Origin of the sequence: Shimwellia blattae DSM 4481 = NBRC 105725 (assembly GCF_000262305.1) — a bacterium.
GTDB classification, from domain to species: domain Bacteria; phylum Pseudomonadota; class Gammaproteobacteria; order Enterobacterales; family Enterobacteriaceae; genus Shimwellia; species Shimwellia blattae.
The window spans coordinates 3,492,274-3,515,669 of record NC_017910.1; the positions used below are offsets into that span (position 1 = coordinate 3,492,274).

Consider the following 23,396-nt stretch of genomic DNA (forward strand, 5'->3'; position numbering starts at 1 on the left):
GCGGCCTGAAAAATAGCCCGGGCATTCTACCTGCCGACACGGGGCAAACCAATTACTGTTTACACAGTAATTGCTCCAGTTGTGCCAGAGAAGCCACCTGCCAGTCAGGCGTTATGCCCTCCGGCTGCGGGCGTTGATGGGCATTGAGCCAGCAGGTGGCCAGCCCCGCATTAATACCGCCGAGAATGTCCGATTCTGCGGTATCCCCCACCATCAGCACCCGTTCCCGGGGCGGATTGCCCATCTGCTGCAGGGCATAATCAAAGATTTTACGATCCGGCTTCGCCACCCCGACCTGCTCAGAGATCACCAGCAGATCAAACATCTCACGCAGCCCGGTGCGGGCCAGGCGGGTTTGCTGAAGCGCAGTAAAGCCGTTGGTGATTATCCCCATGCGCACCTTGCCGCGCAGGGCATTGAGCAGGGAAACCGCGCCGGGTAGCGGCGTACAAATCTCCGCCATGGCATTTAAAAATGCCTGATTAAGATCCCCCGGCGCCACGTTCAGGCGCTCTGCCCAGCTGGCAAAGCGGCGCACCTGTAGCTGGGAGGCGGTAATCGCGCCGTTCTGATAATCCACCCACAGGGGTTTATTCACGGCCTGGTAGGCCAGAAAATCATCCCGGGTAAAGGTTACGCTGTAGTCGTTAAACATGCGCTGCAGGCCGCTGAACGCATCGAACGTAAACAGGGTTTCATCCGCGTCAAAAAGGATCCAGTCCCACTTCATTACTTCACCTTGTGCTTTTCGGCCCCGCAATATCCTTACCACGTATGGCGTGAATCCGGTTACCCCAGAGGAAGCGCCATCACAATGGCATCTTCCCGTCCTTCTGCGGTGGGGTAATAGTTACGTCGTACTGTTACTTCGTTAAATCCCAGGCTTTCATACAGGGCAATGGCCCCGGCATTTGAGGCGCGCACCTCCAGCCACAGGGTCAGAATGTCGCGCTGCTCCAGTGTTGCTATCAGGTGGGTCAGCAACGCACGCCCCAGCCCGCGCCGCTGGCAGGCGGGGTCAATGGCAATATTAAATAGCGTAGCCTCATCAAGCACAATCTGGGTAATGGCAAACCCGGCCATGGCGCCGTCGTGGTCGATACGTAAATTCAGGTAGCGCTCGCCCTGGTTACTGAGCAGTGTTTTTTCGCTCCAGGGAAAGGCATGGCTACGCCGCTCAATCACCAGCGCTGCGGCCAGAGAGTCCGTGCTGAGGGTAGAAATCGGGTTCATGTTCACAAATCTGCTGCCACAGCGCTCTGCGCGCCGCGCCACTTTGTTGAAGTTCATCCAGCGCCGGGGTATCCAGCTGTGCTCCCGCCAGGGCCAGGGGCTGATCGATAGCCATCCGCCAGCTATTGCAACGGCTGCCTTGCGGCAATATGGCCAGTTGTTCCGGGGTCAGACACTGTACCTGATCGGCGCTCAGCGCCAGGCTTAAGAGGACATCCCGTACCAGGGGATCGTCCAGCGCCGGGGGTTCACTGGCCACAATCACCAGCCGGGTTTGCCCGGATAAGGCCACCGCAATTTCCCCCTGCAACGCCGCAGGGCGGCGCAGCGTCCACTGGGTTATCCCCAGTTGCTGTAGTTGCCAGTCGCGTCGGGAAGTCATAGCGAAACCTGTGTTGATCCGAAGGCCGCTAAATATACCAAATCCACCGGGCTGGCGCTATGTCGGACCGCGACCGCCAGGTGTCAGGCGCAGAGGCTTAGGTATATAATCGCCGCTTACCGAAAAAAGGAGTAATGAATGTCTGCTTATACCCCGGCAAGTGAAGTCTTGCTGCGCCACAGTGATGATTTCGCCCAAAGCCGCGTTCTGTTTGCCGGAGATTTGCAGGATGACCTGCCCGCGCGCCTGGAGACCGCCCAAAACCGGGCCTGCACCCAGCAGTACCACCACTGGCAGAACCTGTCTGCCCTCATGGGGGATGCCGTGCAGTTCGGGCTCACGGCAGATGCCGCCACCGTTGGCGACAGCGACACGCTTATCTACTACTGGCCGAAAAACAAACCCGAAGCCCACTTTCAGCTGATGAACCTGCTGGCGCTGCTGCCGGTGGGCAGCGATATTTTTGTGGTCGGCGAGAACCGCAGCGGCGTGCGCAGCGCCGAACAGATGCTTGCGGAATTCGCCCCGCTGAATAAAGTCGACAGCGCCCGGCGCTGCGGGCTCTATTACGGCAAACTGGAAAAACAGCCCGCCTTCAACCCGGAAGCCTGGTGGGGCGAATACCAGGTCAACGGCCTGACCATTAAAACCCTGCCCGGGGTCTTTAGCCGCGACGGGCTGGATGTGGGCAGCCAGCTGCTGCTTTCCACCCTCAGCGCCCACAGCAAAGGCAAAGTGCTGGATGTGGGCTGCGGCACCGGGGTGCTGGCGGTAAGCCTTGCCAGCCACTCGCCGAAAGTGCGCCTGACCCTGAGTGATGTCTCTGCCCCGGCGCTGGCCGCCAGCAAAGCCACCCTCGCGGCGAACGGTGTTGAAGGTGACGTGGTTGCCGGTAATGTCTACTCCGGGGTCACAGGCCGCTTTGATATGATAATGTCCAACCCGCCGTTCCATGACGGGCTGCAAACCAGCCTTGATGCGGCCCAGACCCTGATTCGCGGAGCCGTGCGCCACCTGAATATTGGCGGCGAGCTGCGCATTGTGGCGAACGCCTTTCTGCCCTACCCGGATCTTCTGGATGAGACTTTCGGTAATCATGAAGTTATCGCCCAGACCGGGCGCTTTAAGGTGTACCGCTCGGTAATGAGCCGTAACAGCAAGCGCTAAGTTTTACGCGCAAAATGCCGCTTTTTGCAGCACTCAGAAAAGCGGCGCAAAATTAACTGTTGACGCCTGCCAGAAAAGCTCTAGAATGCGCCTCCGTGGTTGTGATTCTCTTTGAGAATTAACGGTACGCGAAGGTGGCGGAATTGGTAGACGCGCTAGCTTCAGGTGTTAGTGTCTTAACGGACGTGAGGGTTCAAGTCCCTCTCTTCGCACCAAAAACCACGCAAGATATCGTTCGCACTGCGCGAAGGTGGCGGAATTGGTAGACGCGCTAGCTTCAGGTGTTAGTGTCTTAACGGACGTGAGGGTTCAAGTCCCTCTCTTCGCACCAATGCGAAAACGATATCAGAAACTGTGCGAAGGTGGCGGAATTGGTAGACGCGCTAGCTTCAGGTGTTAGTGCCTTAACGGGCGTGAGGGTTCAAGTCCCTCTCTTCGCACCACTCCTTCGGGAGTCCCTCTCCAGGTAGTCCTTGCTGTTTATTCCCCCATGAATTTTTTATGTGACTCTCTTCAGAGTTCAGACTCCGCTATTTCCGCTCAGCAGCGTCAGCGCCATCATCAGCCCACCGGCAAATGTCAGCCCGGAAGGCAACAGCAGATAATGGCGTAAATGCCGGTTGAACAGCATTACCGTGGTGCTCAGCATCCCCAGCACCAGAATCACCCGCCACTGGGCAGCACTCAGCCCCCATATGGCCCCCGCCGCCGTCAGTACGGCCGGCAGAATGATCCCCCAGCCACTTCTCAGTTGTTGTTGCAGCATATGGCCCCCGGCAACCATCATTGATAATGAGATGCATTATCATATGATAGCTATTATCAATTGTCACCATCGGCGCAACATAACATTTGCGGGCCCCCCCTTGTTTATCTCTTAGCACGCAGATAGTATTGGCAATCATTATCATTACTATTACAACTTACCCGCGATGGCACTGCCTACAGAATCCTCTTTCCTGCTTCCCCTGTCCGGTAGCACAAGTCCTGGCGCGGCGGCAGATCTCTCCACGACCCTGCAGCCGTTTTTTGCCCGGCAGCGCCCATATTTTAATGAATTTATCCACTTCGGCGGCCAGCCTGCGGCCCGGCAGCAACATTTTGATGAATGGCGCAAGCCCGCCAGTCTCAGCACCCTGCTGGCCTGCTACGGTGACCATATCTACCGCCACCACCCGCACGGGCAGCGCGAGCCTAAACCGCTGGTGTCATTATGGGCCCAGTGGTTTACCGGGCTGCTGGTTCCCCCCCTGATGATGGCCCTGCTGACCCAGCGCCAGGGGCTGGATATTTCACATGGCGCCATTGCCACCGGGTTTCATGAGGCCGGGCGCGCGGCCACCTTCTGGATAGCCGGAAACGAAGATCCGCAGATAACCGCACTCGGCCCCCGGGCGCGGCTGGAAGCGCTGTGGACCACCACAATGCAGCCAGTGGTGGACCGGCTGGCGGAGCACGGCGGCGTCAGCAGCAAATTAATCTGGAGCAATACCGGCTATCTGGTGGGCTGGTTTCTTGGTGAGTTAAGGCCGCTACTGGGGGATGCCCTGGTCAGTGAGCTGCGCCACAGCTGTTTTAATGAGCAAACGCTGCTTTGCGGGGCACAGAATCCGCTGTTTCGCACCATGCTGCTGCGGGACGGGCTATACGTGCGCCGCACCTGCTGCCAGCGCTATCGCCTGCCGGATGTTAAATCCTGTGGTGACTGCACCCTGAAATAACCCCCGGAACAATCCGGGAATAGCGTTTTTCTGGCCGTATCTGCCGCCTGGTGGTTTACAGCGCATATCTCCTTGTGACAGATTAGCGCAGCATTCATCAGGAGATTAGTAAAAGCATGAGTCTGCAGTCCGTGCGGCAATACCTCGCCGACAACGCCCCCGATATCGATATCCTTGAACTGAAAAAACCGGCTATCACCACCGCCCAGGCGGCAGAAGCCTGGCATGTGGCACCGGGGCAACTCGCCAAAACGCTCCCCCTGGAAGTTGAGAATAATGTGGTGCTGATTGTGGCCAGAGGCGATGTGCGCCTGGATAACGAAAAGCTGAAGCAGACCTTCAAATCCCGGGCGCGGATGCTGAGCAGTGATGAAGTGCTGCTCTGGACAGGGCACCCGGCCGGTGGGGTCTGCCCGTTTGGCCTGGAAAACCCGCTTGCCGTTTACTGTGATGTGTCGCTGCGCGACTTTCCGGAAGTGTTACCCGCTGCGGGCGCCGTCCATAGCGCCGTGCGTATCTCTCCTGAGCGGCTGGCCGAACTGACCGCCGCCCAATGGGTCGATGTCTGTCAGTGATAAGAGTGCTGTGAGTGGGCCTGCGCGCCCGGCTCCTCTTCGCGGGCACCGGAAATCACCATCCCCCGGGTTTCACGGCCAAACGCCACAAAGACACAAATCAGCACCGCCACCACCCCGGCCACGCAGGCCATAGCAAAGCCGTAATTCCCGTTATGGGTTTCTGCGATACGCGCCTGCAGCGTGGCATTGACCGAGGCAATCAAATTCCCCAGCTGGTAGACAAACCCGGGCAGTACCGCGCGGGCATTGGCGGGCACCAGCTCATTAAGCCAGGTCGGCACAACCCCCCAGGCCCCCTGGACCATAAACTGCATCAGAAACGCCCCAAGGCCGATGGTAAACGAGCCACTGGAAAAGGCCCACAGGGGTAACACCGGCAGCGCCAGGAAGGCGGCGATCATCATGGTTTTCTTACGGCCAATCTGCTCAGACAACGAACCGAACAGCACGCCGCCAATCATCGCCGCAATATTGTAGCTGATGGCTATCAGGCTTACGGTGTGCGGGTCAAAACCGTGCTGCACTTTGAGGAAGGTGGGGTACAGATCCTGCGTACCGTGGCTGAAGAAGTTAAAGCAGGCCATCACCACCACCAGATACAGGCACAGCTTCCAGTGGCTGCGCAGTACCGGTAACAGCGCCGTGCTCTCCTGACGGGAGCGGGCCGCCTGCCAGACAGCGGATTCCGGCACTTTAAAATAGATATAGGGCAGCAACAGCACCGGCAGGGCGCCAATCAGGAACATACCGCGCCAGCCCACCATGCTGTAGAACAGACCAAAGATAACCGAGGCCAGCAGGTATCCACACGGATAACCGGCCTGGAAAATCCCCGACATCAGCCCCCGGGAGCGGTCGGGTATGGTCTCCATCGCCAGCGAAGAGGCCACCCCCCAGATCCCCCCCATAGCCACACCGTAGATAACCCGGAAGGCCAGAAATGCCGTGAATGTCGGCGACCAGGCGGAAAGCAGCTCAAACACCGAGAACATGGCGATATTGGTCATCAGTATCGGCTTGCGGCCAAAGCGCTCGGCCAGGCGGCCGAAAATCAGCGCCCCGATGGGGCGCACCGCAAGGGTGAGCATAATCGCCAGGGAAACCTCAGACACGGAGGTAGAAAAGTTAGTGGCCAGATCGCTGAGCACAAAAACCAGAATAAAGAAGTCAAAAGCATCCAGCGTCCAGGCTGAAAAACTGGCAATCGCCGTATGGCGCTGCACAGGCGTCCAGGTAAGTGGTGAGAATGTCATGGGAAAGTCCTTACGTCGTCGCGAACTGCGTCGCGTTTTTCGGGCACGTCAGCCAGGCAAGGAACAGGCGATCACTTGTCGGGAGGGCGCAACCACCCCTGATTAACATCGGTAAGCCGTAGGTATTAATACCTTATTTTGCATCAACATTATGGCAACATTTTAGCAACCAATTTATTTCATTTTGTAATAATAGGCTGCGCAATATTTCGCCACGAATCATTTTCCGGGCAGCTATCCCCGCCCGCCACTGGCGGATAAAACACCAAATATTGATCCGGCCCGGGCACGATTGCGCCACAAGGTATGTTACAAAGATAACCTGATGTTTATTACGGTTTAGCCATCACAAGGTAATCCCCGCCATGACAGACACTGTCCAGCACCAGCAGCGGCAGGCAACCCGCCTTGCCATTCAGTGCGCCCTGTTTTTACTGCAACACGGGGCCGAAAGTGCGCTGGTTGAGGAGCTCTCAACCCGGCTGGGGCTCGCCCTGGGCATGGACTCCGTAGAGAGCGCCATCTCCGCGAATGCGGTGGTCCTGACCACCATAAAAGAGGGCCAGTGCCTGACCACCACGCGCAAGAACGCCGATCGCGGCATCAATATGCATATGGTGACCGAGGTGCAGCACATCGTTATCATGGCGGAGCACAAGCTGCTGGACGCGCAGCAGGTCGAAAAGCGCTTCGCCCATATCAGGCCCCTGCGCTACCCGCGCTGGGCGGTAGTGCTGATGGTCGGCCTCTCCTGCGCCTGTTTTTGCAAGCTCAATGGCGGCGGCTGGGACGGGGCGCTGGTCACCTTTATTGCCAGCGCCCTGGCGATGTTTCTGCGCCAGCTGCTGACCCAGCGCCATATGCATCCGCAAATCAACTTCTGCCTGACGGCGTTTGTCGCCACCTCGGTTTCCGGGCTGCTGTTACTGCTGGAGCCACTGAAAAACACCTCCCCCGTCGCCATGGCGGCCAGCGTGCTGTTGCTGGTTCCCGGGTTTCCGCTGATTAATGCAGTGGCCGACATGTTTAAAGGCCATATCAATACCGGCCTTGCCCGCTGGGCTATGGCCAGCCTGCTTACCCTTGCAACCTGCATTGGCGTGGTGATGGCAATGTCACTATGGGGGCTGCACGGATGGGCATAATCGCGCTGCTTCCTGCACTGCTGGAGGATATGGCGCTGGCCGCCATACCGGCTGTGGGTTTTGCCATGGTGTTTAATGTCCCGCCGCGTGCCCTGCCCTGGTGTGCCCTGCTGGGCGCGCTGAGCCACGGTTCACGCTTTGTGATGCTCTCCGCCGGTATCGATATTATCTGGAGCTCATTTTTCGCCGCCATTCTGGCAGGCTGCATCGGTATCCGCTGGTCGCGCTGGTATCTGGCGCACCCGAAGGTGTTTACCGTTGCGGCGGTGATCCCGATGTTTCCGGGGATCTACGCCTATATTGCGATGATCTCCGCGCTCAAGCTGAGCCATTTCGGCTACAGCGAGCCGCTGATGACCGCCCTGGTGACCCATTTTCTCAAAGCCTCGTTTATTGTGGGCGCGCTCTCGGTGGGGCTGTCCCTTCCGGGGTTGTGGATTTACCGCAAACGCCCCCGGGTATGAGAGGCCCCCGGTTATGCTATGCTATGGCCAGATTCACTGTCCGGTTTTCTCCGGAACAGTTCCGTATGCCGTAGTGAGAATGCGTTATGTCTTCCAGAGTCCTGACTTCCGATGTTATGGGTATTGATACTTTTCGCCAGGATCCCGTTGGTGCCCTGGCCAGTACCGAAAGCGGTACGCTGGCGGTATTTGAAAATAACGGCCCGGCGTTTTACGCCATTACCGCAGAGCGCCTGGCGGCCCTGCTGGCCTGCGAAGAAAAAGCCAGCCAGGCCCTGACAGACGTCACGCTGGATAACACCCTGTTTGGACAAGACGCCGCCGCACCGGCCATGACCCCGGCCCCGTTCGGTAAGTTCGCCATGTACCCCGGCTGGCAGCCGGATGCAGACTTTCTGCGCATGGCGGCCCTGTGGGGCATTGCGCTGACCCAGCCGGTCACCCCCGAGGAGCTGGCGTCGTTTATCGCCTACTGGCAGGCGGAAGGGAAATTCTTCCACCACGTGCAGTGGCAACAAAAGCTGGCCCGCAGCATTCAGATCAACCGGGCCGCTAACGGCGGGAAACCCCGGCACGATATGAATGACATTTCTGCCGTGGACTACTCAGCAACCTTACCCGGCTTTCGGAGGACAAAATGAAGGATGTTCAGAATCTGTTTGCCCGGCTGAAAAAGATGATGCCCGCCGGTATTGAACCGGCGTTTAAAACCCCCGCCGAGCTGATGGCCTGGCAAAAGGAGCAAGGCGAGCAGCGCGCTATCGCCGTGGCCCGCGAAAACCAGGCCAAAAAGATGGAGCGCGCTTTTGGCCGCTCGGGGATCCGCGAGCTGCACCGCAACTGCTCTTTTGACAACTACCATGCCACCACCCCTGCCCAGCAGCAGGTCAAGGAGGCGGCCTGGCAGTACGCCATGAACTTTGGCAAAAACATGGACAGTTTTATCTTCTTCGGCAACCCCGGCACCGGGAAGAACCACCTGGCCGCCGCCATCTGTAATGAATTGCTGATCCGCAACAAAACGGTACTTATCATCACCGTGGCGGATATTATGTCCGCCATGAAGCAGACCTTCAGCAGCGACAGCGCCAAAACCGAAGAGCACCTGCTTGATGACCTCAGCACGGTGGATCTGCTGGTTATTGATGAAATCGGCGTGCAGCTCGACTCGCGCTACGAGAAGGTCATCATTAACCAGATTGTTGACCGCCGCTCATCATCACGGCGCCCCACCGGTATGCTGACCAATCTGGACGCCCCGGGCCTGGCCCGCCAGCTGGGGGAGCGCGTGGTCGACCGGATGCGCCTCGGCCACAGCCTGCTGCTGACATTCGACTGGGAAAGCTACCGGGACCGGGTCAGCTAATTTCCGCAGCCGTCATAAAAAACCCCGCGTCGGTTCACCTGCGCGGGGTTTTGTTTTTTGCCTAGCTGCCGGTGGGCACAATCTGCATATCCACCATCCCGATCCCCAGCTTACGGGGCGCATGGCCGAGGATATTCCCGGTATTGGTGGCCTGCGGCGCTGGCGGGGTGATAGTCAGCGTATTGCTGCCGCCCGGGTTAGTGAAATGCAGGGTGGTGGTCGAAAGCCCCTCCCCGAGGACCAGCGCCTGGGTGCTGCCGCCCACCTGCACCGGGATAGCCTTACCCACATTCGGCCCGAATGCCTTCGCCGTGATCACCAGATCAAAGGCGGGCGGCAGCGGCGCCTGATATTCAATGGTGACTGACTCACCCAGCTGAGCATTAGACCAGCGGCCCCACTCTTCCGTGCGGGAGATACCGCTAAAGCGCTTCACCGCCTCAGGGGCACCCGGCACATTAAAAATAAAGCGATCGGCCTGGTAGCGGATGTCGTTATCGCCCACTTTCAGCGCCGCCACGTTCTGCTGATAGCGCGCCATATCTACCCGGTCATTACGGGCCTGGGCTTTCCCCTGCCAGGTGGCTTTATCAACCCGCGACACCGACTGCCCCCCCGCCAGTTGCCCCTGGCTGACACACCAGTCCGCAGACAGGGCCAGCGCCGGTTGCCACAGGCGGGCCATTTTGTAGCAGCGATCCACCCAGATAAAGTTATCCCGCGGGGCGAAATCCGCCAGCTGGTAGCGCAGCGGCGCCGAGTATTCACTTTCCGGCAGTGGCTCAATGTGGTTATCAGACACCCGCACCAGCAGCGGCAGCTGGAAGGTAGAACCGGAGAAGCTGATGGTCTTTTTCGCGCTGTCGACGGTAAAGGAGTCTATCTTCGTGGGGAATTTCCACAGGCGAATCACATCCGGCTTCCAGGCCAGCACTTTCTCTTTGAGATTAAGAAATACCTCAGAGAGCGACTCCCCAGACAGGGTGCTGCGCCCAAGCCCGAGGTAGTTATCCCCACCCAGCATGTCCAGCACCGTGGCGCCGTTATCCATGGAGTTACGTTTGGTGGCGATCAGCTGCTGCTGTGGATCGTCCCCGCGAATCACAAAAAACAGGTTGTTGCGATCGTGCTGGTTAAGCTGCTTCCACGCGGTGTTGTTCATGGCCAGATGATCAGAGGAGACGACAATAATCGTCTCTTTAAACCAGGGGGAGGCCTTAATTTTACTGATCAGCGCCGCAATATGCTGCTGGCTACAGGTCACCGCGCTAAATGAGGGGTTCTCTTTGCCGCCCGTCTCGTAGCGTTTGCGGGTGCAACTGCGCGAGACAAACCCATCCGGGTGGTGGGTGTCGACCGTCAGCGTAAACAGGGAAAAGCGCTGACCGGCGCGGGACAGCTCCTGATATGTCTGCCACACCTGGTCCAGCACCGTATCGTCATACAGCCCCCAGTCGTTCATATAGCGGGGATCGTCCAGCTGCCCTTTAAGCTCCTGCGAGCCGTACAGATGGTCGAAGCCGTGAGATTTGAGGAACACATCTTTCCCGGCAAAGCGCAAATTCGCGCCCTGAATAAAATAGTTCTGATAACCGGAATTTTTCAGAATATCGCCAAGGCAGAGATTCTGGGGGAAAAAGCTCGACACAGAAGAGGAGGCATTCCCCTCAAAGGGGGCGAACAGCGGGATCCCGCACTGGGAGGCCACCATACCGGCAATGGTGTAATCGGTACCCGGCAACTGGGTGGTATGGCTGAAATCCAGCGCTGCATCTTTCAGCGCCCCCAGCTCCGGCGTCAGCCCCGGGAAGGCCTCTTCATTGAAATAGGTGCGCTCCAGGCTCTCGGCGTAGATATAGACCAGGTTGTACTTCGGGTGGGCAATCTGCTTCGCCGGCACTTTATACCAGACGCCGAAATCCGGATCCCCGGGGCGGCTCTGGGATTTCACCAGCTCAGTCAGCTGGGTGAAGGCGGGGCTGGCATCCACCGAGGCCAGACCAAGCATCAGCGCCAGCAGGCTATACCCCGCGTGGTGCGGGTGATGGCGGCGACGGCGCAGAAGCCAGCCCAGCACGCCAAAAACCGCCACCAGCGCGGCGGCAATGCCCGCACCCGGCAGAATATATTTGCCCATTCCCGCCCCGGTGAGGCTGTTGGTCAGGGTATACAGCACCGCGTCATTGATCCCTTCGCCGGTAAAGTAATTACTGGCCACCAGGGTGATATTCAGAATGATAAAAAAGCCAAGCACGGCCAGGGTGGCAATAAACCACCAGGTATTACGCCCGGCTTTCAGCGCATAGAGCCCCGCCGACGCCAGAAACAACACAATGGAGAACAACTCAGACACAGAAACCCCTTTGGGAGCCAGAGTGATGTCAAAATTAGCCGACTACTGTAATCAGGATGTCATTTCGCTGCAATTGTAGTGTTAAAATACGCGACCGGTATTCAGAAAAGGTTGAGAAAGTATTGATTTTCAGATGATGCCCGGTACGGCACCAGTGTGCGGAGCAGATGAACAGGCAGAAAAACAGACCACCGCCGCCCTTGCCAGCGCCAGGGCGTTATTTTTCACGGTTATCACCGCGCCGGTCGTGACAGCCAGCGCGGCGATGATGCGCACAACCGCTTATCAGGAGAGGAATTTCGCGCCCTGTTTCAGAACCAGGTCGCAGGCTTTCTCTTTCACTTTTTTACCCATTTCGGTGTTACCCAGGGTGCTCAGGTTGATCTGTTTGCCGTTCGCGGCATCCAGCAGACCCTGCAGGCCCTGCTGATAATCAGTCTGCTGATCCTGAGTTGCTGTCGCCGTGGTGGTGGTGCTGCCCAGGCCCAGTTTGCTCATCAGCTGTTCTTTGATGCTGTCTGCGTTAGTGGCAGAGACCAGTTTCTGTTTAGCGCAGTAGCCCAGAATACCGGTTGCGTTGCTGATGGTGCTGGAGCTCAGGGTATTGCTGCCGCCAGCCAGCAGGCTGGTCAGGGAGGAGAGGCCGCTGGCGCTTTGCCCGGCAGCGGCAGTGTTGCTGCTGCTTGCCAGAGAGTTAGCTGCGCTGGACAGGTCCTGCAGTGTTACGGCAAAGGCATTGCCGGTCAACAACATCGTGGCGACACTGGCCACGCAGATAAGGCGTTTTGTAGCTTTCATGAATGTTTCTCTTCTTAACAACAGGATCGATCCGGTGCAAACACAATGCGCCTGAACTCCGTCTCTCCAGGCGCCGGTAACACTCAGCATAATCCTCTGCATGCCGACAATCTTCTCCCTGGTGATATAAATCTGTAGTTCAGGAATTTTCCTGGCATTTTCAGGGGTATTTCCCCCCCGGGCCGTTACTCTTCGGATGCCTCACCGCCCTGGTGGCGTTTGCCCATGGCGATAAACTCTTCCAGCAACCCGGTAAGCTGGCGCAGCTTCTCCGGCGTGAATTCAGCCTCCAGCCGCCGGTATACCGCCTCCACTTCCTGCTGTGCCCGCTGATACAGCGCCTCCCCCTGGGGGGTGAGCGAGACATACAGCTTGCGCTGGTCATTCACCGGCTTCAGGCGCAGCACCAGACCGTCGCGCTCCATGCGCGTGAGTATCCCGGTCAGGCTGGGGCGCAGAATACAGGTCTGAAAAGCCAGCTCGTGAAAATCCATCGACGGGTGCTCCGCCAGCACCCGCACAATGCGCCACTGCTGCTCAGTCAGATGATGGCGCTTAACGATCGGACGAAAATAGGCCATTGCCGCTTCCCGGGCCTGTAGCAGCGCAATGGTTACCGATTCATGCATGCAATTCTCTCCTCACTAACGACGGGTAATCATAGCAATGCCACCCGGTGCCCGACAGCAAATTTATTAATAAGTGAATAATTTTCAGAGTAAGCACCATTCCGGATATGAAAAATACCAGCCCAAACAACACGATGCCAGCACAAATCCAGCAACACACTGATTATTAAGATATAAATAAACATAATGTAAATTTATTGTTAATCACATCACAAAACTTTTACTTACAGTTGCCAGACGCGGGCAGGAAGCATAAAACAGAGATCATTAATATGTTAATGAACCATAAAATCTGTGGTTCAGGCTATAAGGAGTGGTCATGAAAGGCACCGTTTTTGCCATCGCGTTAAACCATCAGAGCCAGCTGGATGCCTGGGAACAGGCGTTCCGGGAAGCCCCCTATAAAACCCCGCCCCGCACCCCGGTCTGGTTTATTAAACCGCGCAACACCGTGGTGACCAGCGGCGCAAGTATCGGCTATCCGGCGGGTGAACAGGTGCAAAGCGGCGGGACCGTCGCGCTGGTAATAGGCAAAACCGCCCGCAAGGTTTCGCCCCGTCAGGCCACGGACTGTATCGCCGGGTATGCCCTGGCAAACGAACTGAGCCTGCCGGAAACCAGCTTCTACCGCCCGGCCATCCAGGCCAAATGCCGGGACGGTTTCTGCCCGCTGGGCGAGCTGGTAACCGGGGTGGATATCCGGGATCTGACCATCATCACTGAGATTAACGGCCGCCAGGCCGACGCCTGGAGCACCCGGGACCTGGTGCGCGATGCGCAGCAGGTGGTCAGCGCACTGAGCGAGTTTGCCACCCTCCAGCCCGGGGATGTGATCCTGCTGGGCACCCCGCACCAGCGGGTTACCCTGCACCCGGGCGACCAGGTGCGCATTATGGCAGCGGGCTTCCCGGTGCTGGAAAACACCCTTATTGCCCAAGGAGCAACCTCATGAAACAGGCCCGTATCCGCTATCAGGGCGAAGATCTGAACGTCACGGTCGATAACCAGCAGCGTATCTGCCTGAAGGATGGCACCACCCTCACGGCCGATCAGGTCACCTGGCTGCCCCCGGCCAGCGGCACCATTTTTGCCCTTGGCCTTAACTATGCAGACCACGCCACCGAGCTGGAATTTAAAGCCCCGGAAGAGCCGCTTATCTTTATCAAAGCGCCGAACAGCCTCACCGGCCACCGCCAGGTATCGGTCCGCCCGGACAACGTGGAGTACATGCACTACGAGGCCGAGCTGGTGGTGGTTATCGGCAAAACTGCGCGCCATGTCAGCCAGGCCAATGCCATGGACTACGTGGCCGGTTATACGGTCTGTAATGACTACGCCATCCGCGATTACCTGGAAAACTACTACCGCCCCAACCTGCGGGTGAAGAGCCGCGACACCCTGACCCCCATCGGCCCGTGGATAGTCGATAAAGCGGACATTCCGGATCCGCACAATCTGACCCTGCGCACTTACGTCAACGGCGAGCTGCGCCAGCAGGGCAGCACGGCGGACCTGGTGTTTAACATACCGTTCCTGATCGAATACCTGAGTGCGTTTATGACGCTCCAGCCCGGCGACATGATAGCCACCGGCACCCCGAAAGGGCTGTCTGACGTGGTGCCCGGAGATGAAGTCGTGGTGGAGGTTGAAGGCGTTGGCCGCCTGGTTAACCACATCATCAGCGAACAGGATTACGAGGAGAGCCTGAAATGAAAACCATCAATCACTGGATCAACGGCAAAAATGTGCCCGGCCGCGACTACTTCCAGACCACCAACCCCGCCACCGGCGAAGTGCTGGCGGATGTCGCCTCCGGTGGCGAGGCGGAAATCAACCAGGCGGTAGCCGCCGCAAAAGAGGCCTTCCCCAAATGGGCTGGTCTGCCGATGAAAGAGCGCGCCCGGCTGATGCGTAAGCTCGGTGAGCTTATCGACGAAAACGTGCCGGACATTGCCGCCATGGAGACCGCCGACACGGGCCTGCCCATTCACCAGACCAGAAATGTGCTGATCCCGCGCGCCTCCCATAACTTTGAGTTCTTTGCCGAAGTCTGCCAGCAGATGAACGGCAAAACCTACCCGGTAGACGACAAGATGCTCAACTACACCCTGGTGCAGCCGGTGGGTGTCTGTGCGCTGGTCTCTCCGTGGAACGTGCCGTTTATGACCGCCACCTGGAAAGTGGCCCCCTGCCTGGCCCTGGGCAACACGGCCGTGCTGAAAATGTCGGAGCTCTCCCCGCTGACCGCCGACCGGCTGGGGGAGCTGGCCCTTGAAGCGGGTATTCCCGCCGGGGTGCTTAACGTAGTCCAGGGTTACGGGGCCACCGCCGGGGATGCCCTGGTGCGCCACCATGATGTGCGCGCTGTGTCCTTCACCGGGGGCACCGCCACCGGGCGGCGCATTATGCAGAACGCCGGGCTGAAAAAATACTCCATGGAGCTGGGGGGGAAATCCCCGGTTCTGGTGTTTGAAGATGCGGATATCGAGCGCGCACTGGATGCGGCCCTGTTTACTATCTTCTCCATCAACGGTGAGCGCTGCACCGCCGGTTCACGCATTTTCATCCAGCAGAGTATCTACCCGGAGTTTGTAAAACGCTTTGCCGAGCGCGCCAACCGCCTGCGGGTGGGGGATCCGACCGATCCGGCCACCCAGGTGGGGGCGCTTATCAGCCAGCAGCACTGGGACAAGGTCTCCGGCTATATCCGGATCGGTATCGAAGAGGGGGCAACCCTGCTGGCCGGTGGCCCGGACAAACCAGCGGATCTGCCGCCGCACCTGAGAAACGGCAACTTCCTGCGCCCCACGGTGCTGGCCGATGTGGACAACCGGATGCGGGTCGCCCAGGAAGAGATCTTTGGCCCGGTCGCCTGCCTGATCCCGTTCAAAGACGAAGCGGAAGGTCTGCGGCTGGCCAACGATGTGGAGTACGGTCTCGCCTCCTATATCTGGACCCAGGATGTCAGCAAAGTGCTGCGCCTGGCCCGGGGTATTGAAGCCGGTATGGTGTTCGTCAATACCCAGAACGTGCGCGATCTGCGCCAGCCGTTTGGCGGGGTGAAAGCCTCCGGCACCGGCCGGGAAGGCGGCGAGTACAGCTTTGAGGTGTTTGCGGAGATGAAAAACGTCTGTATCTCCCTGGGGGATCACCCGATCCCGAAATGGGGCGTCTGACCCCACCCGCGCGTGCCGCGCGCCCTGCGGCACGTTAAGCACATTGAATGAGGGAAACACTGATGGGTAAATTAGCCTTAGCCGCCAAAGTCACCCACGTACCGTCCATGTATCTGTCGGAACTGCCGGGTAAGCACCATGGCTGCCGCCAGGCCGCCATTGATGGCCACAAAGAGATAAGCCGCCGCTGCCGCGAGCTGGGTGTCGATACGATTGTCGTGTTCGATACCCACTGGCTGGTCAACAGCGCCTACCATATCAACTGCAACGACCACTTCCAGGGCGTCTACACCAGCCACGAACTGCCGCACTTTATTCGCGACATGGAATATGAGTATGACGGCAACCCGGTGCTGGGCAACCTGATTGCCGAAGAGGCGATCAGCTCAGGGGTTCGCGCCCAGGCCCACGCCATCTCCACCCTCACCCTGGAGTACGGCACCCTGGTCCCGATGCGCTATATGAACAGCGATCGCCACTTCAAAGTGGTCTCCATTTCGGCGTTTTGTACCGTACACGACTTTGCCGACAGCCGCCGGATGGGGGAAGCGGTGCGCCGGGCCATTGAAAAATACGACGGCACCGTCGCGGTGCTGGCCAGTGGCTCCCTCTCCCACCGTTTTATTGACGATCAGCGCGCCGAACAGGGCATGAACGCCTGGACCCGGGAATTTGATGAGCAGATGGACCACCGGGTGGTCAAGCTGTGGCGCGAAGGCAAATTTGCCGAGTTCTGCCGCATGCTGCCGGAATACGCCGACTACTGCTACGGCGAGGGCAACATGCACGACACGGTCATGCTGCTGGGGCTGATGGGCTGGGACCAGTATCAGGGCAAGGTGGAATTTATTACCGATCTGTTCCCGAGCTCCGGCACCGGTCAGGTCAACGCCGTATTCCCGTTAGCCAGAACCGCCTGAGGTCGCACCATGCCGCATTTTTACGCTGAATGTACCGAAAACATCCGCCAGCAGGCAGAGCTACCGGCGCTGTTTGCCAAAGTGAACAGTGCCCTGGCAGAGACGGGGATCTTCCCGCTGGGGGGGATCCGCAGCCGGGCTATCTGGCTCGATACCTGGCAAATGGCCGACGGTAAGCACGACTACGCCTTCGTCCATATGACCCTGAAGATCGGCAGCGGGCGCAGCCTGGAAAGCCGCCAGCAGGTAGGCGACATGCTGTTCGGGCTCATCCGCGAGCACTTCGCCGCCCTGATGGAGAGCCGCTATCTGGCCCTGTCGTTTGAAATAGAGGAACTCCACCCGACGCTGAACTACAAGCAAAACAACGTTCACGCGCTGTTCCGTTAAGGTCTTTCAGGTTTTATTTCCCCGGCAGGGCACTGCCGGGTGACCGGGCCTGCGCCGCAGGCCTTATCTATCATCGCCAACTGGCTACAGGAATGTCGTATGTTAGCTAAAGAGATCCACGCTGAAATCGCCCTCCAGCTGCACCGGGCAGAGCAAACCCGCGAGCAGATCCCCCAGATCTCCCGGCAGTACCCGGAGATAACCATTGAAGACGCCTACGCGGTACAGCGTGAATGGGTGGCGCTGAAAATCGCCGAAGGCCGGGTACTCAAAGGCCACAAAATCGGCCTGACCTCCCGGGCGATGCAGCTTAGCTCGCAAATTACCGAGCCGGACTACGGCGCCCTGCTGGACGATATGTTCTTTCACGACGGCAGCGACATTCCCACGGATCGCTTTATCGTGCCGCGTATTGAAGTTGAGCTGGCCTTTGTGCTGGCTAAGCCGCTGCGCGGGCCCAACTGCACCCTGTTTGATGTGTATAACGCCACCGACTACGTGATCCCGGCCCTGGAGCTTATCGACGCCCGTTGCCCGAATGTGGATCCACAGACCGGCAAGCCGCGCAAAGTGTTCGACACCATTTCCGATAACGCCGCCAACGCCGGGGTTATCCTCGGTGGCCGCCCCATCCGCCCGGATGAGCTGGATCTGCGCTGGATCTCCGCTTTGCTGTACCGCAACGGGGTTATCGAAGAGACCGGCGTTGCCGCCGGGGTACTTAACCATCCGGCCAACGGCGTAGCCTGGCTGGCAAACAAACTGGCCCCCTATGACGTACAGCTGGAGGCCGGGCAGATAATCCTCGGAGGCTCGTTCACCCGCCCGGTGGCAGCCAGCAAAGGGGACACCTTCCACGTTGATTACGGCAACATGGGCTCCATCAGTTGCCGCTTTGTCTAGGAGAGCACCATGACACTGACCAACACCTTTAAAGCCGCCCTGAAAGCACAACAGCCACAAATTGGCCTGTGGCTGGGGCTGAGCAGCAGCTACAGCGCCGAGCTCCTCGCCGGAACCGGTTTTGACTGGCTGCTGATAGACGGCGAGCACGCCCCCAATAACGTCCCCAGCGTGCTGCACCAGCTCCAGGCCATTGCCCCCTACCCCAGCCAGCCGGTGGTGCGCCCTTCCTGGAATGATCCGGTGCAGATCAAGCAACTGCTGGATGTGGGCGCCCAGAACTTACTGGTGCCGATGGTGCAAAACGCCGAACAGGCCCGCCAGGCGGTGCTGGCGACCCGCTACCCGCCTGCCGGGATCCGCGGTGTGGGCAGCGCCCTGGCCCGGGCATCACGCTGGAATCAGATCCCGGACTACCTGCACCGCGCCAATGACGAAATGTGCGTGCTGGTGCAGATAGAAACCCGGGAAGCGATGCGCAACCTGAGCAGCATTCTCGATGTGGAAGGGGTCGACGGGGTGTTTATCGGCCCGGCGGATCTCAGCGCCGATATGGGCCATGCGGGCAATCCCCACCACCCGGAAGTGAAAGCCGCCATTGAGCAGGCCATTACTCAGATCCGCGCCGCCGGTAAGGCACCGGGGATCTTAATGGCCGATCCGGTGGCTGCGCGCCGCTATCTGGAGCTGGGCGCCCTGTTTGTGGCGGTCGGTGTGGATACCACGCTGCTGTCGCGCAGCGCTCAGGCACTGGCCGCCAGCTTTAAAGAGAACCAGCCGGCCTGTGACACGCGCCCCGGCGTCTACTGATACGTTCACAGGGAGAAAACCATGAGCGATACCTCACCTGCGGTAGCGGGCACCCAGAACCCGGCCAGTCAGCACCTTGCGCTGACGGCTCAACAACAATCAGTGATCAGTAAACTGTTCCGCCGTCTGGTTGTGTTTTTGTTCGTGCTGTTTATTTTCTCATTCCTTGATCGCATCAATATCGGTTTTGCCGGGCTGACCATGGGCCAGGATCTGGGGCTCAGCGCCACTATGTTTGGCATGGCCACCACCCTGTTTTACGCCACCTATGTGATGTTCGGCATTCCCAGCAATATTATGCTGGGCATTGTCGGCGCCCGGCGCTGGATAGCGGTGATTATGGTGCTCTGGGGGCTGGCCTCCACCGCCACCATGTTCGCCACCGGCCCCACCAGCCTGTACGTACTGCGTATGCTGGTCGGCATCACCGAGGCAGGCTTCCTGCCCGGTATTTTGCTCTACCTCACTTACTGGTTTCCGGCCTATTTCCGCGCCCGGGCCAATGCGCTGTTTATGATAGCCATGCCGGTGACCACCGCCCTGGGCTCGCTGGTCTCCGGGTATATTCTCTCGCTGGACGGGCTGCTCAACCTGCACGGCTGGCAGTGGCTGTTCCTGCTGGAGGGGTTTCCGTCGGTGCTCCTCGGGGTGGTTGTCTGGTTCTACCTGGTGGATTCGCCGGATAAAGCCCGCTGGCTGAGCGCAGAAGACAAACAGTGCCTGAAAGAGATGATGGCGCAGGACCGGCTGTCGCTGGTGCAGCCGGAAGGGGCCGCCAGCCACAGCGCCCTGCAAAAAGGCAGCATGTGGCGGGAAATCTTCACCCCGGTGGTGATGCTCTACACCCTGGCCTACTTCTGCCTGACCAACACCCTGAGCGCGGTGAGTATCTGGACCCCGCAGATCCTCAAGAGCTTTAACGCAGACAGCAGCAATATCACCATCGGCCTGCTGGCGGCGATCCCGCAAGTCTGCACCATTGGCGGGATGATCTGGTGGAGCCGCCACTCCGATCGCTACCAGGAGCGCAGGCACCATACCGCCCTGCCGTTCCTGTTTGCCGCCGCAGGCTGGATCCTCACCACCCTGAGCAGCCATGGTCTGCTGCAAATGCTGGGGATTATTATGGCCTCTGCCGGATCGTTTAGCGCCATGGCTATCTTCTGGACAACGCCGGATCAGTCCATCAGCCTGCGGGCGCGGGCCATTGCCATTGCGGTGATTAACGCCACCGGCAATATCGGCTCCGCCATGAGCCCGCTGTTTGTCGGCTGGCTGAAAGACCTCACCGGCAGTTTTAACAGCGGTCTGTATCTGATGGCGGCCCTGCTGGTGGTGGGGGCCATTGTTATCTGGATGATCCCCATGCCCTCTTCCCGGCCCCGGGCAACCCCCTGATCTTCTGTCGCCCGGGGGATCCCGGGCCTACTATTTGCGGAGTGACCATGAGCGACAGCCCGATTACCAACATTGATATTCGCAAAGAGTACGACGAGAGCCTCGGCAGCGATGATGTCCATTACCAGTCCTTCTCGCGTATGGCGGCGTTTTTTGGCCGCGATATGCGCCCCCATCGCCACGACAGCTTCTTCCAGATGCACTTTCTCAACACCGGGCAGATTGAGCTTCAGCTTGATGATCACCACTACTCGGTCGAAGCGCCGCTCTTCGTGCTGACACCCCCTTCGGTGCCCCACGCGTTTTTTACTGAATCCGACAGCGACGGGCACGTGCTCACGGTACATGAGGATCTTATCTGGCCCCTGCTTGAAGTGCTCTACCCCGGCACCCGGGAAGCCTTCGGCCTGCCGGGGATCTGTTTTTCCCTCGCCCACTGCCCGGAGGAGCTACTGGCGCTGGAGCACTACTGGCGGCTTATTGAGCGCGAATCCCGGGAGGAGTTTCCCGGCCGGGAAAATACCCTGAAACTGCTGGCCCAGGGGGTCTTTACCCTGCTGCTGCGCAATGTGCGCCTGGATGATCAGGCCGCCAGCGGCATGCGCGGCGAGCTGAAACTGTTCCAGCGCTTTAACCTGATGGTGGACCAGCACTTCTCCTGCCACTGGAGCGTGCCGGACTACGCCCGGGAGCTGCATATTACCGAATCCCGGCTGACGGATATCTGCCGCCGCTTTGCCAACCGGCCCCCCAAGCGGCTGATTTTTGACCGCCAGCTCAGGGAGGCGAAACGGCTGCTGCTGTTTTCCGACTGTGCGGTGAACGATATTGCCTGGCAACTGGGGTTTAAGGATCCCGCCTATTTCGCGCGCTTCTTTAACCGCCTGGCGGGCTGCTCCCCTTCACGGTTTCGTTGCCGACAGACTGCCCCCCACGGGTGAGGTTGATCCCGATCGCAGTTTATCCACCCGGCCCCTCTGGCCGGGGAAAAGTACCCGCCGTTGACCCAAAAGTCTCTTCCGTAAAGCGCCATTGAGCGCTTCAATTGAACAACAAAAAGAAAACATTAATTTAACAACATGCGCCGCAGGCGGCTTGCCACGGTGCGCCAAATCCGAATACGTATAACGAGGTCCCTATGAAACCCGAAGATTTCCGCGCTGACGCCAAACGCCCGCTGACCGGTGAAGAGTACCTGAAGAGCCTGCAGGATGGCCGCGAAATTTATATCTACGGCGAGCGGGTGAAAGATGTCACCACCCACCCGGCTTTCCGTAATGCGGCGGCCTCCGTGGGCCAGCTGTACGACGCGCTGCACAAGCCGGAATTACAGGACACCTTATGCTGGAACACCGATACCGGCAGCGGCGGTTACACCCATAAATTTTTCCGGGTCGCAAAAAGCGCCGACGATCTGCGCCAGCAGCGCGACGCCATTGCCGAGTGGTCACGCCTGAGCTACGGCTGGATGGGGCGCACCCCGGATTACAAAGCCGCCTTTGGCTGCGCCCTGGGGGCGAACCCGGCGTTTTATGGTCAGTTTGAGCAGAACGCCCGCCACTGGTACAGCCGCATTCAGGAAACCGGCCTCTACTTTAACCACGCCATCGTCAACCCGCCTATCGACCGTCATAAACCGGCGGACGAAGTGAAAGACGTCTACATCAAGCTGGAAAAAGAGACCGACGCCGGGATCATCGTCAGCGGTGCCAAGGTGGTTGCCACCAACTCCGCCCTCACCCACTACAATATGATTGGCTTTGGCTCAGCCCAGGTGATGGGGGAAAACCCGGACTTCGCGCTGATGTTCGTGGCCCCGATGGACGCGGAAGGGGTTAAACTTATCTCCCGCGCCTCTTATGAGCTGGTCTCCGGCGCGACCGGCTCCCCGTATGATTACCCGCTCTCCAGCCGTTTTGATGAGAACGACGCTATCCTGGTGATGGATAATGTACTGATCCCCTGGGAAAACGTGCTTATCTACCGCGATTTCGACCGCTGCCGCCGCTGGACCATGGAAGGGGGCTTTGCCCGCATGTACCCGCTGCAGGCCTGTGTGCGTCTGGCGGTAAAACTGGACTTTATCTGCGCCCTGCTGAAGCGCTCCCTGGAGTGTACCGGCACCCTGGAGTTCCGCGGCGTGCAGGCAGATCTCGGGGAAGTGGTGGCCTGGCGCAATATGTTCTGGGCCCTGAGCGACTCCATGTGTTCTGAAGCAACCCCGTGGATCAACGGTGCCTGGCTGCCGGATCACGCGGCCCTGCAAACCTACCGCGTTATGGCCCCTATGGCTTACGCCAAGATCAAAAATATCATTGAGCGCAACGTGACCAGCGGCCTTATTTATCTGCCGTCCAGCGCCCGGGATCTGAATAACCCGCAGATCGATCAGTACCTGGCGAAATATGTGCGCGGCTCCAACGGGATGGATCACGTTGAACGTATCAAGATCCTCAAACTGATGTGGGATGCCATCGGCAGTGAGTTTGGCGGCCGCCACGAGCTTTACGAGATCAACTACTCCGGCAGCCAGGATGAGATCCGCCTGCAGTGTCTGCGCCAGGCCCAGACCTCCGGCAATATGGACAAAATGATGGCAATGGTAGATCGCTGCCTGTCAGAGTACGACCAGCACGGCTGGACAGTGCCGCACCTGCACAACAATGCGGATATTAACGTGTTAGATAAACTGCTGAAATAACGGAGGTTG

General features: G+C 58.8%; 26 protein-coding genes and 3 tRNA genes. 20 read left to right on the forward strand and 9 right to left on the reverse strand.

Annotation, left to right across the window (positions count from 1 at the left end; all coding sequences use genetic code 11):
• Positions 1–52: 52 nt before the first annotated feature.
• From yjjG to EBL_RS16355, 3 genes are read right to left on the reverse strand one after another with little or no spacing between them, the layout of a single operon-like run.
• Positions 53–730, reverse strand: coding sequence for a pyrimidine 5'-nucleotidase (yjjG, locus tag EBL_RS16345; RefSeq protein WP_002444055.1), 678 nt, complete (start codon positions 728–730; stop codon positions 53–55).
• Between the two features lie 59 nt (positions 731–789).
• Positions 790–1,233 (reverse strand): ribosomal protein S18-alanine N-acetyltransferase, encoded by a 444-nt coding sequence (gene rimI, locus EBL_RS16350; protein WP_002444058.1) that lies wholly within the window; start codon positions 1,231–1,233, stop codon positions 790–792.
• On the reverse strand, positions 1,178–1,615 hold the full coding sequence (locus EBL_RS16355) for a DNA polymerase III subunit psi (RefSeq protein WP_002444060.1): 438 nt from the start codon (positions 1,613–1,615) through the stop codon (positions 1,178–1,180). The genes rimI and EBL_RS16355 overlap by 56 nt, the downstream gene beginning before the upstream one ends.
• 138 nt (positions 1,616–1,753) lie before the next feature.
• On the opposite strand from EBL_RS16355, the gene rsmC reads away from it, so the two are divergent.
• From rsmC to EBL_RS16375, 4 genes are all read left to right on the forward strand, one after another.
• Complete coding sequence (gene rsmC, locus EBL_RS16360) at positions 1,754–2,782, forward strand: 16S rRNA (guanine(1207)-N(2))-methyltransferase RsmC (protein WP_002444062.1); 1,029 nt, start codon at positions 1,754–1,756, stop codon at positions 2,780–2,782.
• A gap of 128 nt (positions 2,783–2,910) precedes the next feature.
• Positions 2,911–2,997: transfer RNA gene (locus EBL_RS16365), tRNA-Leu, on the forward strand.
• Positions 2,998–3,026: 29 nt separating this feature from the next.
• Positions 3,027–3,113 (forward strand) — tRNA-Leu (locus EBL_RS16370).
• Positions 3,114–3,138: 25 nt separating this feature from the next.
• A tRNA-Leu gene (locus tag EBL_RS16375) sits at positions 3,139–3,225 on the forward strand.
• A gap of 77 nt (positions 3,226–3,302) precedes the next feature.
• On the opposite strand, the gene EBL_RS16380 is transcribed toward EBL_RS16375, so the two are convergent.
• Positions 3,303–3,548 carry a DUF1435 domain-containing protein gene (locus EBL_RS16380; RefSeq protein WP_014716187.1) on the reverse strand — a complete coding sequence of 82 codons (246 nt, stop codon included), beginning with the start codon at positions 3,546–3,548 and terminating at the stop codon, positions 3,303–3,305.
• A 166-nt stretch (positions 3,549–3,714) separates the two neighbouring features.
• On the opposite strand from EBL_RS16380, the gene fhuF reads away from it, so the two are divergent.
• Both fhuF and EBL_RS16390 read left to right on the forward strand, forming a co-directional pair.
• Positions 3,715–4,503, forward strand: coding sequence for a siderophore-iron reductase FhuF (gene fhuF, locus EBL_RS16385; RefSeq protein WP_002444073.1), 789 nt, complete (start codon positions 3,715–3,717; stop codon positions 4,501–4,503).
• Between the two features lie 116 nt (positions 4,504–4,619).
• Positions 4,620–5,078 (forward strand): YbaK/EbsC family protein, encoded by a 459-nt coding sequence (locus EBL_RS16390; RefSeq protein ID WP_002444074.1) that lies wholly within the window; start codon positions 4,620–4,622, stop codon positions 5,076–5,078.
• Here the strand turns inward: EBL_RS16390 and EBL_RS16395 are convergent.
• A complete protein-coding gene (locus EBL_RS16395; protein ID WP_002444076.1) occupies positions 5,072–6,334 on the reverse strand; it encodes an MFS transporter in 1,263 nt (420 codons plus the stop codon). The genes EBL_RS16390 and EBL_RS16395 overlap by 7 nt on opposite strands.
• A gap of 365 nt (positions 6,335–6,699) precedes the next feature.
• Here EBL_RS16395 and EBL_RS16400 point away from each other — a divergent pair, with 365 nt between their 5' ends.
• The 4 genes from EBL_RS16400 to dnaC all read left to right on the forward strand — a co-directional run bounded on the left by EBL_RS16400 (position 6,700) and on the right by dnaC (position 9,309).
• A complete protein-coding gene (locus EBL_RS16400) occupies positions 6,700–7,479 on the forward strand; it encodes a threonine/serine exporter family protein (protein WP_002444078.1) in 780 nt (259 codons plus the stop codon).
• A complete protein-coding gene (locus EBL_RS16405) occupies positions 7,470–7,943 on the forward strand; it encodes a threonine/serine exporter (RefSeq protein WP_002444079.1) in 474 nt (157 codons plus the stop codon). The genes EBL_RS16400 and EBL_RS16405 overlap by 10 nt, the downstream gene beginning before the upstream one ends.
• 86 nt (positions 7,944–8,029) lie before the next feature.
• A complete protein-coding gene (gene dnaT, locus EBL_RS16410) occupies positions 8,030–8,584 on the forward strand; it encodes a primosomal protein DnaT (RefSeq protein WP_002444080.1) in 555 nt (184 codons plus the stop codon).
• Positions 8,581–9,309, forward strand: a complete 729-nt coding sequence (gene dnaC, locus EBL_RS16415; RefSeq protein WP_002444081.1) for a replicative helicase loader DnaC — start codon at positions 8,581–8,583, stop codon at positions 9,307–9,309. Before dnaT ends, dnaC begins: the two co-directional genes overlap by 4 nt.
• A gap of 61 nt (positions 9,310–9,370) precedes the next feature.
• On the opposite strand, the gene opgB is transcribed toward dnaC, so the two are convergent.
• The 4 genes from opgB to hpaR all read right to left on the reverse strand — a co-directional run bounded on the left by opgB (position 9,371) and on the right by hpaR (position 13,089).
• Positions 9,371–11,662: a phosphatidylglycerol--membrane-oligosaccharide glycerophosphotransferase gene (gene opgB, locus EBL_RS16420; RefSeq protein ID WP_002444082.1), complete on the reverse strand. Its 2,292-nt coding sequence runs from the start codon at positions 11,660–11,662 to the stop codon at positions 9,371–9,373.
• Positions 11,663–11,791: 129 nt separating this feature from the next.
• Positions 11,792–11,938 (reverse strand): hypothetical protein, encoded by a 147-nt coding sequence (locus EBL_RS20735; RefSeq protein ID WP_155847052.1) that lies wholly within the window; start codon positions 11,936–11,938, stop codon positions 11,792–11,794.
• A 9-nt stretch (positions 11,939–11,947) separates the two neighbouring features.
• Positions 11,948–12,460, reverse strand: coding sequence for a DUF2501 domain-containing protein (locus EBL_RS16425; protein WP_002444083.1), 513 nt, complete (start codon positions 12,458–12,460; stop codon positions 11,948–11,950).
• A gap of 185 nt (positions 12,461–12,645) precedes the next feature.
• A complete protein-coding gene (hpaR, locus tag EBL_RS16430; RefSeq protein WP_002444084.1) occupies positions 12,646–13,089 on the reverse strand; it encodes a homoprotocatechuate degradation operon regulator HpaR in 444 nt (147 codons plus the stop codon).
• A gap of 319 nt (positions 13,090–13,408) precedes the next feature.
• Here hpaR and EBL_RS16435 point away from each other — a divergent pair, with 319 nt between their 5' ends.
• The 10 genes from EBL_RS16435 (at position 13,409) to hpaB (ending at position 23,387) form a co-directional block, all read left to right on the forward strand.
• Complete coding sequence (locus EBL_RS16435) at positions 13,409–14,041, forward strand: fumarylacetoacetate hydrolase family protein (protein WP_002444085.1); 633 nt, start codon at positions 13,409–13,411, stop codon at positions 14,039–14,041.
• Positions 14,038–14,802, forward strand: coding sequence for a fumarylacetoacetate hydrolase family protein (locus tag EBL_RS16440; RefSeq protein ID WP_002444086.1), 765 nt, complete (start codon positions 14,038–14,040; stop codon positions 14,800–14,802). The genes EBL_RS16435 and EBL_RS16440 overlap by 4 nt, the downstream gene beginning before the upstream one ends.
• The gene (hpaE, locus tag EBL_RS16445; protein ID WP_002444087.1) at positions 14,799–16,265 is read left to right on the forward strand and encodes a 5-carboxymethyl-2-hydroxymuconate semialdehyde dehydrogenase; all 1,467 of its coding nucleotides are present in this window, start codon (positions 14,799–14,801) and stop codon (positions 16,263–16,265) included. The genes EBL_RS16440 and hpaE overlap by 4 nt, the downstream gene beginning before the upstream one ends.
• Before the next feature lie 62 nt (positions 16,266–16,327).
• Positions 16,328–17,185 carry a 3,4-dihydroxyphenylacetate 2,3-dioxygenase gene (gene hpaD / locus EBL_RS16450; RefSeq protein ID WP_002444088.1) on the forward strand — a complete coding sequence of 286 codons (858 nt, stop codon included), beginning with the start codon at positions 16,328–16,330 and terminating at the stop codon, positions 17,183–17,185.
• Between the two features lie 9 nt (positions 17,186–17,194).
• Positions 17,195–17,575, forward strand: a complete 381-nt coding sequence (locus EBL_RS16455) for a 5-carboxymethyl-2-hydroxymuconate Delta-isomerase (RefSeq protein WP_002444089.1) — start codon at positions 17,195–17,197, stop codon at positions 17,573–17,575.
• A gap of 99 nt (positions 17,576–17,674) precedes the next feature.
• Positions 17,675–18,478, forward strand: coding sequence for a 2-oxo-hept-4-ene-1,7-dioate hydratase (hpaH, locus tag EBL_RS16460; RefSeq protein WP_002444090.1), 804 nt, complete (start codon positions 17,675–17,677; stop codon positions 18,476–18,478).
• Positions 18,479–18,493: 15 nt separating this feature from the next.
• A complete protein-coding gene (gene hpaI, locus EBL_RS16465) occupies positions 18,494–19,288 on the forward strand; it encodes a 4-hydroxy-2-oxoheptanedioate aldolase (RefSeq protein ID WP_162138181.1) in 795 nt (264 codons plus the stop codon).
• A 21-nt stretch (positions 19,289–19,309) separates the two neighbouring features.
• On the forward strand, positions 19,310–20,686 hold the full coding sequence (gene hpaX, locus EBL_RS16470; RefSeq protein WP_002444092.1) for a 4-hydroxyphenylacetate permease: 1,377 nt from the start codon (positions 19,310–19,312) through the stop codon (positions 20,684–20,686).
• A gap of 47 nt (positions 20,687–20,733) precedes the next feature.
• On the forward strand, positions 20,734–21,627 hold the full coding sequence (gene hpaA / locus EBL_RS16475; protein WP_002444093.1) for a 4-hydroxyphenylacetate catabolism regulatory protein HpaA: 894 nt from the start codon (positions 20,734–20,736) through the stop codon (positions 21,625–21,627).
• A gap of 197 nt (positions 21,628–21,824) precedes the next feature.
• Entirely contained in the window at positions 21,825–23,387 is a 1,563-nt protein-coding gene (gene hpaB, locus EBL_RS16480) for a 4-hydroxyphenylacetate 3-monooxygenase, oxygenase component (RefSeq protein WP_002444094.1), read from the forward strand.
• Positions 23,388–23,396 lie beyond the last annotated feature (9 nt).

Bases quoted from the DNA above. Each gene is read 5' to 3' on its own strand.
- yjjG (WP_002444055.1), bottom strand. From the start codon at position 730: ATGAAGTGGGACTGGATCCTTTTTGACGCGGATGAAACCCTGTTTACG.
- rimI (WP_002444058.1), bottom strand. From the start codon at position 1,233: ATGAACCCGATTTCTACCCTCAGCACGGACTCTCTGGCCGCAGCGCTG.
- EBL_RS16355 (WP_002444060.1), bottom strand. From the start codon at position 1,615: ATGACTTCCCGACGCGACTGGCAACTACAGCAACTGGGGATAACCCAG.
- rsmC (WP_002444062.1), top strand. From the start codon at position 1,754: ATGTCTGCTTATACCCCGGCAAGTGAAGTCTTGCTGCGCCACAGTGAT.
- EBL_RS16380 (WP_014716187.1), bottom strand. From the start codon at position 3,548: ATGCTGCAACAACAACTGAGAAGTGGCTGGGGGATCATTCTGCCGGCC.
- fhuF (WP_002444073.1), top strand. From the start codon at position 3,715: ATGGCACTGCCTACAGAATCCTCTTTCCTGCTTCCCCTGTCCGGTAGC.
- EBL_RS16390 (WP_002444074.1), top strand. From the start codon at position 4,620: ATGAGTCTGCAGTCCGTGCGGCAATACCTCGCCGACAACGCCCCCGAT.
- EBL_RS16395 (WP_002444076.1), bottom strand. From the start codon at position 6,334: ATGACATTCTCACCACTTACCTGGACGCCTGTGCAGCGCCATACGGCG.
- EBL_RS16400 (WP_002444078.1), top strand. From the start codon at position 6,700: ATGACAGACACTGTCCAGCACCAGCAGCGGCAGGCAACCCGCCTTGCC.
- EBL_RS16405 (WP_002444079.1), top strand. From the start codon at position 7,470: ATGGGCATAATCGCGCTGCTTCCTGCACTGCTGGAGGATATGGCGCTG.
- dnaT (WP_002444080.1), top strand. From the start codon at position 8,030: ATGTCTTCCAGAGTCCTGACTTCCGATGTTATGGGTATTGATACTTTT.
- dnaC (WP_002444081.1), top strand. From the start codon at position 8,581: ATGAAGGATGTTCAGAATCTGTTTGCCCGGCTGAAAAAGATGATGCCC.
- EBL_RS16425 (WP_002444083.1), bottom strand. From the start codon at position 12,460: ATGAAAGCTACAAAACGCCTTATCTGCGTGGCCAGTGTCGCCACGATG.
- hpaR (WP_002444084.1), bottom strand. From the start codon at position 13,089: ATGCATGAATCGGTAACCATTGCGCTGCTACAGGCCCGGGAAGCGGCA.
- EBL_RS16435 (WP_002444085.1), top strand. From the start codon at position 13,409: ATGAAAGGCACCGTTTTTGCCATCGCGTTAAACCATCAGAGCCAGCTG.
- EBL_RS16440 (WP_002444086.1), top strand. From the start codon at position 14,038: ATGAAACAGGCCCGTATCCGCTATCAGGGCGAAGATCTGAACGTCACG.
- hpaE (WP_002444087.1), top strand. From the start codon at position 14,799: ATGAAAACCATCAATCACTGGATCAACGGCAAAAATGTGCCCGGCCGC.
- hpaD (WP_002444088.1), top strand. From the start codon at position 16,328: ATGGGTAAATTAGCCTTAGCCGCCAAAGTCACCCACGTACCGTCCATG.
- EBL_RS16455 (WP_002444089.1), top strand. From the start codon at position 17,195: ATGCCGCATTTTTACGCTGAATGTACCGAAAACATCCGCCAGCAGGCA.
- hpaH (WP_002444090.1), top strand. From the start codon at position 17,675: ATGTTAGCTAAAGAGATCCACGCTGAAATCGCCCTCCAGCTGCACCGG.
- hpaX (WP_002444092.1), top strand. From the start codon at position 19,310: ATGAGCGATACCTCACCTGCGGTAGCGGGCACCCAGAACCCGGCCAGT.
- hpaA (WP_002444093.1), top strand. From the start codon at position 20,734: ATGAGCGACAGCCCGATTACCAACATTGATATTCGCAAAGAGTACGAC.
- hpaB (WP_002444094.1), top strand. From the start codon at position 21,825: ATGAAACCCGAAGATTTCCGCGCTGACGCCAAACGCCCGCTGACCGGT.